The organism is Aeromonas sp. R5-4, assembly GCF_040908215.1.
In the GTDB taxonomy this organism is placed as follows: Bacteria; Pseudomonadota; Gammaproteobacteria; order Enterobacterales; family Aeromonadaceae; genus Aeromonas; species Aeromonas veronii.
In genome coordinates this window covers 18,581-32,834 of sequence record NZ_JBFODG010000010.1, presented here as the reverse complement: position 1 = coordinate 32,834, position 14,254 = coordinate 18,581, and the positions used below count along the sequence as shown (strand labels likewise).

The following is a 14,254-nucleotide window of genomic DNA, read 5'->3' as shown; positions in this document are numbered from 1 at the left end:
GTATGGTCATGACGTTATCTCCCCTTTGGGCACGCGGTACATCTTGGGGGAGGTGCCGAGCGCCTGCTTGTAGCGATAGGTGGTCTCCTTCACCAGCCGTTGGGCGATGGGGCTGTCCGGATCATCCAGATTACCGAACATCAGCGCCTTGGTGGGGCAGGATTCCACGCAGGCTGGCTCCTTACCCGCCGCCAGGTTGGTCTTGCGGCAAAAGTCGCACTTGTCGGCAACCCGGGTCCCCGGGTTGATAAAGCGCACCTGATAGGGGCAGGCGGCGAGGCAATACATGCAACCGACGCAGAGATCCGCGTCGACATCGACGATGCCATCCTCCTTGCGGATATGGGAGGCGCCGGTGGGGCAGACATGCACGCAGGGGGCGTTGTCGCAGTGCTGGCAGGACTTGCGAAAGAAGCGGTACTCGGCGTCTGGAAATTCACCGACCGGGCCTGAGCGGATGATCTCGAGGCGCGAGACCCCTTTCGGCACTTTGTTGACCTCCCGGCAGGAGTCCATGCAGGCGGTGCAGCCGATGCAGGCCGTCTCATCGTGGATCATGCCATAGCGGATCCCGTCGATGGTCTGGCTGTGGGCAAGAGGGGTGGCAAGGGAGCGAGTCGGCCCCGTCATCATGATAAGGGCCCCTGCGCCCATGCCCGCCATAAAGTCACGGCGAGAGCAGCTCATGATGCCTCCTTGCCGGTAGCCGATTTGGACTGCTCCTGCCGGGCCTTGCTGGCCTCATGCTGCTTGCTGTGGCAGTCGACGCAGAGCTTGATGCGGGACTTCTCCGGTAGCCCCACCATGGGCTCCTTGACCGGATGCAGCTGGTGGCAGCCGGTGCAGGTGAGCTTGGTGGCGTGCACGTCGTGGGCCCAGAGCGCCTCGCGCAGTGGTTTGGGCTCGTGGCAGCTCATGCAGACCCCGTTCTGCTCGCTGATGGGATAAAGCTTGATGCTCTCTTTATCCTTCAGGCTGTGGCTGAAGCGCATCACATCCTTGACCCCTTCCCTGTGCTGGGGGGAGAGCTGGCCGTGGCAGTTGGTGCAGGTCACCGGTTTAAGGTTGTTGGGATTGGTCGCCTGACCATGCTTGCCGTGCATCCCTTCGCTCTGCGCCTTGTGACAGTCGGTGCAGGCCTTGTCGGGATTGCGTAAAAATTCCACCTCATGTGTAGCTGGAACAGGGGCAGCTGCCGGCTCGGCCGCCTGACCCTGCAGGCTGGTGAGCAGCATGGCTGCCATCAGCATCAGTCGTAAAAAATCCATCGTTAAATCACCCATAGGAAGCCTCCATCCGCTGCGGGCCTGGTCTGGCCGGGCCCGCAGGCGCCGTTACTGTGCCAGCCGTCCGGCCGCTTTGGCCTCGGCATCCCAGGCGGGGACCGTGGTCTTGAGGAACTGGGCCTTGTCGCTGTTGAACTGCTTCATGTCCATGCCAAGGGCCGCTTGTGCTTTCTCCTTGGTGGAGATGTCGGGGATGGCGATTTCGTGGCTGATCCCCTTGCTGGCCAACAGGCGCGCCAGCTTGGTGCGGGCGTCAGCGGCTTTATCCAGCGCGCTGCCAAGTACCTTGAGGGCCACTTCGGGGGAGTGCATCTGCACCCCGTGGGAGGCGATGGCGTAGTCCCAGCGCCACTGGGCGTGACGGATGTTCTGCAGAATATCCTTCATCTCTGCCTCGGTGGCGCCGGCATCCCAGGCCGCCTTGGCTTCAAAGTGGGCGTGTACCAGCTGCTTCTCGACCTTCAGCTTGGTCTCGATCACCGCCTCTTTGCGCTGTTTGACGATCCCTTGCAGCATCTCCTTGCTCTGGGTGTGGCAGTTGCGGCAGGTCTGCTCGAAACGATCGAAGGGGTTCCCCACTTTGTGATCGGTGTAGACCTTGCCCTGCTCGTTCTGCACCTTGGGCATGTGACAATCGACACAGGCGACGTTGTTCTGGCCGTGAATGCCGGCGCGCCAGGTTTCGTACTCGGGGTGCTGGGCTTTGAGCATGGGGGTTTTGGAGAGGGCATGAGTCCAGTCGGCAAAGCCGATTTCATCGTAATAGGCCTCCATCTGCTCCACTGTGGTGCCCTTGTCCCAGGGGAATTTGACCGCCTTGGTGGGGCCGCTGAAGTAGTACTCCACGTGGCACTGGCCGCACACCTGGGACTGCTGATCAAAGCGCCCCTGCTCCTTGAACGGCTTGCCGATGGCGGTCATGGCCCGATCGGCATAGGGACGGGAGAGGTGCAGGGCAGGTTTGCCCTCCTTGAACTCCTTCGAGGCGGTATCGTGGCAGTCGGCGCAGCCGATGGTGTTGACTACTTCCGGCCCACCTTTTGCCCACATCCCCTTGAAGTAGCCATCCTCACCCTTCTCGTCGATGACGCGGGCCACATCCGGGCCTTTGCAGCTCCAGCAGGCCATCGGCAGCGGGCCATCTTCGGCTGTCTTGGGGGCGCCGGTACGCAGGGTTTCGCGCACATCGGTCAGGGCATAGAAGTGACCGCGCGGCTTGTTGTAATCCTTGGCGAAGGGGTAACCGCCCCACAGCACCACCATATTGGGATCTTCCGCCAACGCATCGGTGCGCTCCTTGCTTTCGCTGGTGGCTTGCCAGCTGGTGAACTGATCAGCGTGATCCTTGGCGAACAGCTTGCTGCGCGCTTCTATCTTGCCCTTGGTGGTTGCGTCATCAGCCAGTGCCCAGCCGCTGGTGCCAAGCCAGCTGGTCAGCAGCAGGGCGGCGAGGCCCAGTTTGATATGCCTGTGTTGTGAACCCACGTTTATCACTCCCAGATAAATGTTTTGGTCTCGTCTGACCCGTTCCATCTTGGTGTGGATCTTCCCCCCGTCGGGCGGGGTGGGCAGACATTCGCTTGCGGGTGAATAAAACCGCGCAATATATGATTGCTCGAGGGTTACCCTAACAAATAGGTAAATTTAATGATGATTTATCGGAGGGAGAGTTGTGCCAGATCAATTGGTGAACAGGATTGATCGCTGAAATGAGATCTGGATTAAATTTTATGGAAACTCAACTTGTTGTTAACTGCAGAGCATTCGATGGCAGGCGTTTGATCGATACAGTTACGTACTGGCAATTTTTGCTGCTGACCTGGATTGCTGCCGTATTGTTCATACATTCTGGCAATGTATTATGCCAATAATTGACTAAATATGCAAATTTGCGGTGTTGTGGTGTGATCTTTTGACCTTCGGATTATGATCCATTTATTGAGGCTGCAGTGGATTTATCGTCAAACGACAGAAATGGTCACATGGAGTCTGATAGACCTGTTAATAAAGGTGATGGAATTGGTTTCATCCAAATCTCATTTCATTTAAAAAGGCCTGTTAGATGCTCAATCTTGTAAGTTATGGCCATTTTATGGCAATCATTGTCGAAAATAGCGAAAAGACCCACTTAGTCTGGTGCGGTATGATTATTGAACAGACAAGTACCCTGTAGGTACTGATGTTGGTGGTTAAGGTTTTGCTGGAGGTTGTATGGCAGAGTTGCAAATTGAAAAGTCCACGGTGATCACCCAACTCGAGGGCTCCGTGTTTGTCATCAGTGCAGATGGATCTGTCATACGAGCAAAGGTGGGGATGGCATTGCAGCCGGGGGATCGCCTGCAAGCTGCCCAAGATGGCCACTTTCAACTAGCCGAACCGGGCAGTGATCCTGCTGGTGAGCAAGATATGGCCGCCAAACCTGAGCCCGCGACGCCTGCTGCTGATGGACAACCGACCGATCCGGAACTGGCCTCATTGCAAGAGGCGATCCGTCAGGGTATTGACCCGACCGAATTGTTCCAGGAGACCGCCGCCGGCAATGCAGCCGCTGCCGGTAATATCGGTGGTGTAGCCGGTTCCAGCTCGGGTGGATTCGTTGTGGTCGATCGTACCAATGACGCCACCCTGGCCGAGGCCGGTTTTGATACCGACCATGCGGTGCAACCTGTTGGCGATGAGCTGCTGTTTTCCGAAGAGCGCGATTTCTTTGCCGCCATCACCATCACCGAACCCCAAACCAGCGACAACATTATCAACGCCGATGAAGCGGCTGGCGTCATCATTCGTGGTGTGGTGGATGATGTGGAGGTAGGCCAGCCAGTCACCGTCACCCTTATCGATCAGGCGGGCAATTCACTGACGGTGACGACTGTAGTACTGCCCGGCTTGGTGTGGGAAGCCAATTTTGGCGATGTGACCGACAAGCTGGTGGATGGCCCGTTGCAGATTGTGGCCAATACCCATGATCAGGCGGGCAACAACGCCAGCGATACCGGACAGACTCTGCTCGATACCATCACCACCATTACCCTCGATCTCGCCGATGAGAGCGACACCGGTGCCAGCCAGACCGATGATCTGACCCGCGACAATACCCCGCTGCTGCAAGGGAAGGGGGAGCCCGGTGCCACCGTGACCCTGAGCCTTGGCGGTAGCGTGCTCACCGTCCTGACGGTGGATGCCGCCGGTAACTGGCAATATCAGCTGCCGCAGACCCTGGCCGATGGCCAGTACCAGTTTCAGGTCAATTCCGTGGATATTGCCGGCAACCGCGCCAGCGATACCCTCGTTATCAATGTCGATACCCAGGCCTTTATCGATATCGATGATCTCGATTCCGCAGCCCTGTTTGGCAACAGCAGCGCCACCCTGAGCGGTTCCACCAGCAATGTGGAGGCGGGTCAGAGTGTCATCATCACTCTGGTCGACAGCAATGGCCAACTGCTGTTGACCACCTCGGCACAGGTCGGGGCCGATGGCCGCTGGCAGGTATCAGGTCTTGATCTCTCCGGTATCAATCAATCCTTTGAAGTGCGTGCCAGTGTCACCGATCTGGCGGGCAACAGCGCCAGCGATGGGGCGCCGCTGATCGGTCAGAGCGAAACCCTGACGCTCTCCGAAGCCGGATTGGCCGGTGGCCCGATCACCGCGACCGGTAGCCTCAATACCGGTGCCGGCCAAGATGGCAATCTGCAAGTCCAGTTTGCCGCTGATCAGAGTGCCTTGGAAGGGCTGGGGCTCGTCAGCCATGGTGCGCCTCTTGGCTACACCATCAACGGTCAGACCCTGACCGCCAGTGCTGGTGGGGCGACTGTCTTCACCCTGACCCTCAACAATGACGGCAGTTACCGCATCGTCTGGAGTCAAAGCCTGGATCACGGTCAGGACGCGTTGCGCCTGCCATTCAACCTCGAATATCGAGACAGCGACGGCGATCTGGTGAAGGCGCCGCTGGTGATCAATCTGGTGGACAGCAATCCGCCCAGTTTCGAGATCCCGGCCATTCCCCTGACCGAAGATGCCTTTACCAACGGCGCCGCCGTGGTGGGCGAGAGCAGCTTTGTGGTCAAACACACCGCCGATCCTCTGCTGGTGGATTCGTTGGTGTTCAGCAATCAGAGCAACACCCTGATTACCCTCAACGGATCGGGTCTTGCCAGCGATGGTCATCCGCTGACCTTTGAATTTGCCGATGATCGCACCTTGGTGGGTTACTACCTGGATGGCAGTGACCAACGGGTGGAGGTGCTGCGTGCCGAATTGAATGCGCAGCAGCAGGGCAGCGATCTGGTTGGTCGGGTGGAGGTCACCCTCACCGGCCCGCTGGATCACAAGGGCAGTGACAGCCTCTCCCTCGGCTTGCTGGTGAGCGCCAACGAGATCGATGGCGACAGCACCAGCGCCAACCTGACCCTGACCGTCAATGATGGCAGTGATCCCGTATTGGGCGTCGACAAGGGGGTCGCCCTGCAAGAGGGGGGCAACCAGAGCATCGATGGTCAGCTGCCGGTGACGGTGGGGAGCGATCGTCTGGTCTCCCTCAACTTTGAGGCGAGCCAACCGGCGCTGGCGGGGCTCACCAGCCAGGGCAAGGCGACGACTTACGAGGTTCAGGAGAACCAGCTGATCGTCAAGGATTGGCAGGGCAAGACGATCCTCACCGTTACCATCGGACTGGATGGCAAATACAGTGTCTCTCTGACCGGCGTGTTTGACGAGCCGGAAGCGACCAACAGCCTCAACCTTGGCCTGAAGGTACAGGGCTCAGATTTTGACGGCGACAAGAGCAATCTCGGCACCCTCAATATCACCATTACCGATGGTGCCTTGCCGCAGGTTAATCCTGTCTCCCTCACGCTCACCGAAGATAGCAACTGGCAGCAGGGCCAGACCCTTGACGGCGATCTGACTATCACGGCGGGCAGCGATCCGCTGGCCAGCATCACTTTCGATGCCAATCAGCCGGGGCTGCAAGGGTTCACCTCGGGCAAGCAGGCCGTGACCATCGCGGTGGCCGATCATCGTATCGAGGGACGTACCCCAGATGGCAAGCTGGTGTTTGAGCTGACCCTCGGTAACGATGGCAAATACAGCTTTACCCTCCATCAACCGCTGGATCAGGGCAGTGCCGACAGCCTGCTCAAGGCAGGCTTTACCCTGCTCGACAGCGATGGTGACAGGGTCTCCTCCACCATTACGGTTGCGGTGGGGGATGGTGCCAATCCGACCATCTCCGCCGTGACCGGCACCACCATCACCGAGATGGCGCAAGGTGAGGCAGCCGCGGTCAGCACCATGAGTTTCTCGGTCGCGCACGGCAGCGATGCCCTTGACCCCAACTCTCTTGGTTTTGATATCGCCGCTATCCAGAGCACCCTGACCGGACTCACCAGCCACGGCAACCCGGTCACTTTCACCGTCGATCCCGCAACCGGCCAGCTGGTCGGGACCGCCGGTGGGCAGGTGGTGCTGCGCGCCGAGCTGAGCCTGGTCGATAACAACGGTAACTGGAGCGTCACCGCCAAGGTCACCCTGAGCGGCGAGCTGGATCACAAGGGGAGTGAATCCCTCAACCTGCCGCTGGCCGTCACCCTGGCCGACAAGGATGGCGATCGCATCGGTACCACGCTGCCGCTCACCATTGCGGACGGCAAGGCGCCGAGCTTTATCCCGGGCAAAGGCGTGTCTCTGGATGAGGGGGACCTCACCGGCAGCAACACTCTGAGTCAAACCGGTCACTTCGATGTGCAAGCCGGGTCGGATCGGGTGGTCGAGGTGGCCTTTGCCGATGGCAGCGAACAGCCTGCGCTGACCGCATTGGGTAAACCGGTGCAGTACGAGCTGGTGGATGGTGACCCGCTGATCCCGGGCAGCCAGCAGCTCAAGGGCTATGTGATGGTGGATGGCCAGCGGGTCGAGGTGTTCGAGGTCAAGCTGATTGGCAGCCTCGATCAGGCGGGCAAGAACGGGTTTGACTATCAGGTCACCCTCTATCAGGGGCTTCATCAGGGCGGCGACGCCGTGACCGAGCTGCCCATCAAGGTGATCGTCAACGACTACGACAAGGCGGGCGGTAACAACGACAGCACCAGCGGCACCCTCAATATCCAGATTGGGGAAGGGGAGAAACCAACCCTGACCCTGACCGATGTAACCCTCAATGAAGGGCGCTTCGATGGCGCCAATTCTGCCACTGATGACCAGCAGACGAGCGGCAAGATCACCATCAAGGCTGACTCGGATCCGGTGACTGATGTGCGACTGACCCTCTCCGGTCAGGTCATGGATGCCAGCGGCAAGCCCATCACCCATAACGGCGAACCCCTGACCTGGAAAGCGGTTGGCACCGATGGTCACACCTTCCAGGCGGTGACCAGTGGTGGTCTGGTAGTGATGACGGTCTCCATCCCCACCGTTCCTGCCACCATCGCCGCTCACACCAGCGCAGAGATCGGTTATCAGGTAACGGTGCATACCAACCTGGATCACGGGGTAGACAACAAGCTGGAACTGAATCTGCCGGTCGAAGTCACCGACAGCGACGGCAGCAAAAATCAGGGCACCGCCACTGTCACGGTGACTGATGGCATCAACCCGATCATATCCGCCATTGAACCGGTTCGGGTCGAGGAGTCGGATCTCGATGCAGTGAACGGTCAGCATCCGGGGACCACACCTGCAGAGAATGGAGAAACCGATAGTGGCAAGGTGACCATCACAGCCGGTTCGGATCGGGTTGCCTCCCTTGAGCTGGATGTGGCTGCATTCAATCAGGCCAATCACCTCACGTCGGGTGGCAAAGCGGTTACGCTGGCTGCACACAGCACCGGCTGGTATCTGGCTACGGCCGAGGGGGGCAAGCCCATTTTCTGGGTCCACCTCGATGTTAACGGCAGTTACAGCATCCATCTGGTAGGCCAGCTTGATCACGGTGCACAGGGCAAGGATGAGTTGACCATCGAAGTGCCGCTGTTTGTCACCGATCACGATGGCGACCGCAGCCCGAACGTCAGTGTGACCGTGACGGTACAAGATGACATGCCTATCGGCACTGTGCTGGCACATACCCTGAGTGAGGGGAGCAGTACCGTGACCGGCGATCTGCTGCCTACCGCCAATGAAGGTGCAGATGGTGCCCGTGTCGAGTCGATTACCATCAATGGCCAGACGTACGCCATCAATGGTTCTTTGATACAAGATGTGATGAGCCCCGATGGCAAGCTGGTGATGGGAACCCTGACCATCTCTGCCGATGGCTCCTACTCCTTCAAGCCTGCGGCCGGTTTCAATCACGATGCAAGTCAGCTCAGTCAGGTGGTGACAGCCCATCTGGTCGATGGCGATGGCGATCGTGCAGACAGCACACTGACCCTCAATCTGCAGGATGAAGCGGTGCGCTTTACCGTTAGCGCAGCCATTGGTAACGAAGATCAGGGGGCGCAAGACCCGAGGCTGGGTATCCCTATCAACATGCAGCTCGATATTGGCGATTTCGATCGCGGTGAGCATGTGGACCAGCTCCTGATTCAGGCGCCCACCAATGCCCATGGCACCTTCTATTACAACGGGGTTGCCCTCACCACCACGGCTGATGGCAAGTGGTTTATCGTGCCGCCAGCGGCCATGGTGACCAGTGATAATGTTCACTACACCACTCAGGGGGTGACCTTTGTGCCTTCAAGCAACTGGTCGAGCTGGAACAATGGCGGTCAACCGCTGCACTTCCAGGTGCAACTGCAGGTCGGTGTCACCGAAGGGGCGGCACCTGCGGCTGTAACGGGGGATCTGGCTGTGACGGTGCGCGGCGTGGCCGACAAGCCGATGTGGGACACAGCCAACACCACTCGCCACTATGACACCGATGAAGACAGCACAGGTATCAAGCTGGACGTCAAGGCGAGCCTGACTGATACCGACAGATCCGAGACGTTGACCTATCAGATCAAGCTGGAAGCGGGCAAGGGAACCTTGATGCTCAACGGTGTCGAGCTCAAGCCAAATAGCAATGGCATCTACACCGTTTTGGCCGGCGACATCAACAAGGTGACTGTGGTTCCGGGCAAGGATTTCAGTGGTGACATCAAGCTGTCGGTGACGCCGATCAGCACCGAGAAGAACCCGATCGCTCAGGGTCAGGGTACGGCGCAGGGAGACAAGATTGATCTGGTGATCAACGTCAATCCGGTGGCCGATGACGCCAAGCTCACCGTGCGTGACATTCAGGGCAAGGAAGACACCCTGCTCGATCTGGGCAGCAAGATTGCCCTTGCTCATCTGGGTGACAAACTCGATGGCTCCGAACAGATGTTTGTCCGCATCAGTGGCCTGCCTGACGGTGCAACCTTGTTGCTGGGTGGTTCCGCCGTTGCACAGAACATAGCCGGTTACTATGAGGTTCCTTTTGATCGGATTGGCGAACTCAAGCTGCAACCGCCGAAAAACAGCAACGTCGATTTCGACCTGACCATCAAGGGGGTGGTGAAAGACACGGCGACCTTGACCGATGCCAACGGCCAGACCCATACCGTGGTGAACGAGAAGGAGACCGGCTCCCAGACCCTTCATGTGGATTTGGTGGGGGTGGTGGATCAGCCTCACTTCGAGCTTGGCAATACCGGCTGGGAGGCCGAAGGGACAGGCTATGCCATCACAGTGGGCGAGGATGGACGGGCACCGCTCAACTTTACCCTCACCTCGGGCGAGTTGGTCGATACCCCGCACGACACTTCCGAGAGCCTCAACGTGGTGCTGCAAGGGTTGCCGGAAGGTGCTCGGGTCTTTGATGCCAATGGCAAGGAGCTGACCCTCACCTTTGCCGGACTCGACGCCCATGGCAAGCCGACCTATCAGGTCGATGTCTCCGATTTTGGCAACCTGCTTATTCAGCCGCCCCATAACAGCACGGCGGATTTGAACCTGATCGCCAAGGTGGTGGTGACCGAGAACGATGGTGATCACAAGAGCTTCGATGTGCCGCTGCATATCAAGGTGGAACCGGAGATTGACGCCACCGACTACAGCAAGACCAGTCATGGCCTGGAAGATCAGTTCACCGTGCTGGACTGGCATCCGACCCTTACTGACGGCGCCGAGAAAGTCACGGCGCTGAGTCTCTCCGGGGTGGAGGATGGCTACCAGATCTGGCTGCGAGTCGGCAGTGTCGAGAGCCAGCTGACCGTGGTCAGTGGCCAGGTCACCCTGACCGCCGCCCAGCTCGACAGCCTGCTCAACGGGGGGCAACTGCTGGTGAAGGCGCCGGAGGATAGCGATCGGGATACCACTATCCAGAGCCATGTTACCGTGACCCAGCATGATGTGGATTCGGGCGCGGTGGCCGAGAAGGTGATCGATGGCAATCTGCATGTCGATATCCAGGCCGTGGTGGAGCCCGATGGCGTGCTGACCCAGAGCGGTGGAGCTCTCGTGGGGCAGAGTGGGGCTGATATAGACCTGACTGGACGCTTCGTCTTTACCGACCTCGATCCCTCGAGCGTGGAGGAGATCGACTATCTGGTGATCAACCTGCCGGTGTTGAACGGTGGTGCAGGCGATCAGTTCGTGGTGGTTGGCGGTATCAACAACGGTAACGGCAGCTGGATCGTGCCGGCGGGCAACCTCGGCAGCTTCAAGCTGCATGCGCCGGACGGGTTTGTCGGCAAGGTCGAACCGATCCGCATCGATGCCATGGTGATCGACCGGGGCGATGATGGCGATGCCAGTGCCCATGTCAAAGTGAGCCTGCAAACCAGTGCCGAATTTGAAAACAAGCCAGTGACGCCCAAGACGCCGGCGGCGACTGTCGATATCGACGACAACGCCGTGCTGGTGGGCAAGGAGGATATCCGGGTTGATTTTGGTCAGCAGCTCAAAGGCGTGATCCATATCGGCGCCGCCGATCAGGCCAGCGACGAGGTGACCATTGTCCTCAAGGGGTTGCCAGCAGGCGTCACCATCAGCGGCGCCGAGTACAACATCTCGACCGGTGAGTACGTCATCAAGGTGCCGCCGTCACTGGCGGGCCTGGAAGGGTTGACCCTCGGCTTGCCACAGGACTTTGCCGGTTCGCTCAATATCGAGGTGAAGGTGGTGAATACCGATACCGCCAGTGGTGACATCAAGGTTGACAGCAGCACGGTTAGGGTCGATGTGGCCCCCGTAGTCGATGTGAATGGTGGTCGTGGCGAGCATCCGGAACTGACACTGACCGTGCAGGACACCAACCAGGATGGACAGCCGGACAATCTGGAAGATAGCAAGATCCACCTCGATCTCTCGGTGAAACTGGCCGATATTAGCCCCTCCATCGCGGGTGGCGGCCTCGAAACCGTGGAGCGGGTTACCATCACGGTGGATGCCAAATATGGTTACTTCCTCGATGGCAGCGGCCAGCCGGTTAACACTCTGGTGGTCAACGACGTGGCGGCGCTCAAGGATTTGGTGTTTGTGCCCAAAGAGCATTTCAGCGGTCAGGTACCGCTCGACATCAAGGTCGATATCGTCGATACCGCGCTGGTCGGCGGCCAACAGGTGACTGACAGCGGCAGCTGGAGCGGGCAGGTCGGCTTTGAGGTGAGACCGGTTAACGATCCGGCCCAGCTCTCGGTGCACAGCGTCACGGGGAGCGAAGATGGCACGGTCAACCCTGCCGGATTTGGCGCAACCCTTATCGATAACGATGGCTCGGAGCAGATCGTCGCGTTGCAGATCAAGGGGGTACCGGATGGCTTCACCCTGTCGGCCCCGGCGGTCAACAATGGCGGCGGCGTCTGGCAGGTACCCGTGGGGACCGATTTCTCCAAGCTGACCCTGATCCCGCCAGCTGATTTCAGTGGCACCGTGGAGCTGTCGCTGAGCGCCTTTACCCTCGACAAGGGGCTCACCATTCCGCTCGAAACCAGTGGCAGCTTTACCGTCACCGTCAATCCGGTGGGGGATGCCCTTATCGCCGACATTCAGGGTCAGGTGAGCGGTACCGAAGGGGATGTGATTACTCTGGATCTGGGGCTGGAGACCCGGGATACCCAGCCAACCGGCGGCAGTGCGGGTAATGTGCATGAGAACAAGCCCGAGCAGGTACGGGTCACCATCGAAGGGGTGCCTGATGGCGCCGAGATCCGCTTGCCAAATGGCGTGGCGGGGACGGTTGTTGATCTGGGTGGCGGTCGCTGGCAGGTCACTACTGAGGGCGGCAAGCTGAGTACGGTCGAGCTGGTGACCAATGATGCCAACGGTGCACTGGATCTCAAGATCACCGCCCAGAGCCTCGACAACGGCGCCCTTGGCCCCGAGGTCAATGGCACCATCCATGTGGATGTAAGCCCGGTCAACGATGCGCCAATCAACGTATTGCCAACGACCCCTCAGGTCGCGCAGGAAGATCAGCCTTTTGTCATCCATGGTTTGCAGGTGAAAGATGTGGATGCGGGCAACAGCCCCATCAAGATCACCCTGTCGGTGGAGCATGGCACCCTGACGCTGCCTGCTGGCAGCGGCGTGACGGTAGTCGGCAACGGCACCGGTTCGCTGGTGCTGACCGGCACGCTGGCTGATCTCAATGCCTTGCTCTCTGGTGGGGTCACCTATCAGGGCAACAGTGATTTCTACGGCAATGACGCCCTGACCATGGTCACCAACGATCAGGGGAACACGGGTAGTGGCGGGGCACTCAGCGATACCGATGTGCTGCCCATCGAGGTGCAGCCGGTCAACGATGCGCCGGTCAATCAGCTGCCTGGCAGCATGACGGTGAAAGAGGATGGTTCTCTGTCGCTATCCGGTGTCAGCGTGAAGGATGTGGATGCAGGCAGTGCGCCTGTCTCCATGGTGCTGCGGGTCGAACATGGTGTACTGACCTTGCTGGGTGCAACCGGTGCAGTGATGGTGCAGGGGGCGGGTACCAGCGAGATCACCCTGGTGGGGTCGCTGGCCGATCTCAACCAGTTGCTGGCAAGCAACCTGCACTATGAACCGGCCAAAGATTTCTGGGGAGAGGATACCCTTACCGTCACTACCTCCGATCAGGGCAACACTGGTGCGGGTGGCCCGCTGAGCGACACCGATCAGGTGACAATCACTGTCACTCCCGAGCCGGATATGCCGGGTCTGACGGTGGATCAGCATGCGTTCCATGCCTTGCAGGGGGCCGTTATCCCCCTTGGCATCAACGCCAGCGTGGTCAATCCGGCCACCGGCGAGCTATCCATCCGCATCAGCGGCCTGAATGGGGCGCAGGTGCAGGACGAGCATGGTCAGAGCGTCGGTCATGCCGATGGCAATGGCGACTGGCTGATCCCGGCCGAACACTCGGTTCCGCTCTACTTCAGCGGTTTTGGCGACGGTGACCATGTGCTGGGGATCAGTGCCGAGTCGAGTGTCGGCGGCTCAACCGTCAGCACGCCCCTTGAGACCATTACGGTGCACGGCCAGAGTGGTCATGAGCTGGTCGGTTCCGATCAGGGGGATTGGCTGTTTGGCTCCTCTGGCGATGACCGTCTATTGGGGGGCCATGGCAACGACATTCTCACCGGCGGGGCTGGCAGCGATCTCTTCGTTTGGCAACACGGGGATGAGGGGAGTCTGGGGCAGCCCGCCATCGATACCATCACCGACTTCCATCCGGAGCAAGGGGACAAAATCGATCTGGCCGACATGCTGCAAGGGGTCACTGGCAATGGTGTCGATGATCTGCTCAAGCATCTCTCAGCCTCGGTGACCACGGGGAGCAATGGCCTGAGCGATGTGAACCTCTCGGTGGCGCCAGCCGGGGATGGTCATGTGACCCAGCAGATCACCCTGAAGGATGTGGACCTGACCAGCTGGAATCTCACCAGCACCTCGTCCCACGATATCCTGCAGAGCATGCTGGAAGATCAACATAGCCTGATCATCCAGCACCCCTGATAGCGTGCGTGAAGCGTAAAAAAGAAGAGCCGGCAATTGCCGGCTCTTTGTTTATCTCTGCGTGGATT

4 protein-coding genes are annotated in these 14,254 nt (G+C 59.3%); 1 reads left to right on the top strand and 3 read right to left on the bottom strand.

Annotated features, from left to right (window positions below; genetic code table 11):
- Nucleotides 1–6 precede the first annotated feature (6 nt).
- Genes nrfC through nrfA form a run of 3 tightly spaced genes read right to left on the bottom strand, consistent with a single transcriptional unit; the run spans nucleotide 7 to nucleotide 2,777 of the window.
- Nucleotides 7–687 (bottom strand): cytochrome c nitrite reductase Fe-S protein, encoded by a 681-nt coding sequence (gene nrfC, locus AB5Y83_RS03155; protein WP_368174685.1) that lies wholly within the window; start codon nucleotides 685–687, stop codon nucleotides 7–9.
- On the bottom strand, nucleotides 684–1,283 hold the full coding sequence (gene nrfB / locus AB5Y83_RS03150; protein WP_368174684.1) for a cytochrome c nitrite reductase pentaheme subunit: 600 nt from the start codon (nucleotides 1,281–1,283) through the stop codon (nucleotides 684–686). The genes nrfC and nrfB overlap by 4 nt, the downstream gene beginning before the upstream one ends.
- Before the next feature lie 51 nt (nucleotides 1,284–1,334).
- Entirely contained in the window at nucleotides 1,335–2,777 is a 1,443-nt protein-coding gene (gene nrfA / locus AB5Y83_RS03145) for an ammonia-forming nitrite reductase cytochrome c552 subunit (RefSeq protein WP_368174722.1), read from the bottom strand.
- Nucleotides 2,778–3,497: 720 nt separating this feature from the next.
- On the opposite strand from nrfA, the gene AB5Y83_RS03140 reads away from it, so the two are divergent.
- Nucleotides 3,498–14,186: a retention module-containing protein gene (locus AB5Y83_RS03140; RefSeq protein WP_368174683.1), complete on the top strand. Its 10,689-nt coding sequence runs from the start codon at nucleotides 3,498–3,500 to the stop codon at nucleotides 14,184–14,186.
- The last annotated feature ends 68 nt before the right edge of the window (nucleotides 14,187–14,254 follow it).

Excerpts from the sequence above, each read along its gene's own strand:
- nrfC (WP_368174685.1), bottom strand. The coding sequence starts at position 687 with ATGAGCTGCTCTCGCCGTGACTTTATGGCGGGCATGGGCGCAGGGGCC.
- nrfB (WP_368174684.1), bottom strand. The coding sequence starts at position 1,283 with ATGGGTGATTTAACGATGGATTTTTTACGACTGATGCTGATGGCAGCC.
- AB5Y83_RS03140 (WP_368174683.1), top strand. The coding sequence starts at position 3,498 with ATGGCAGAGTTGCAAATTGAAAAGTCCACGGTGATCACCCAACTCGAG.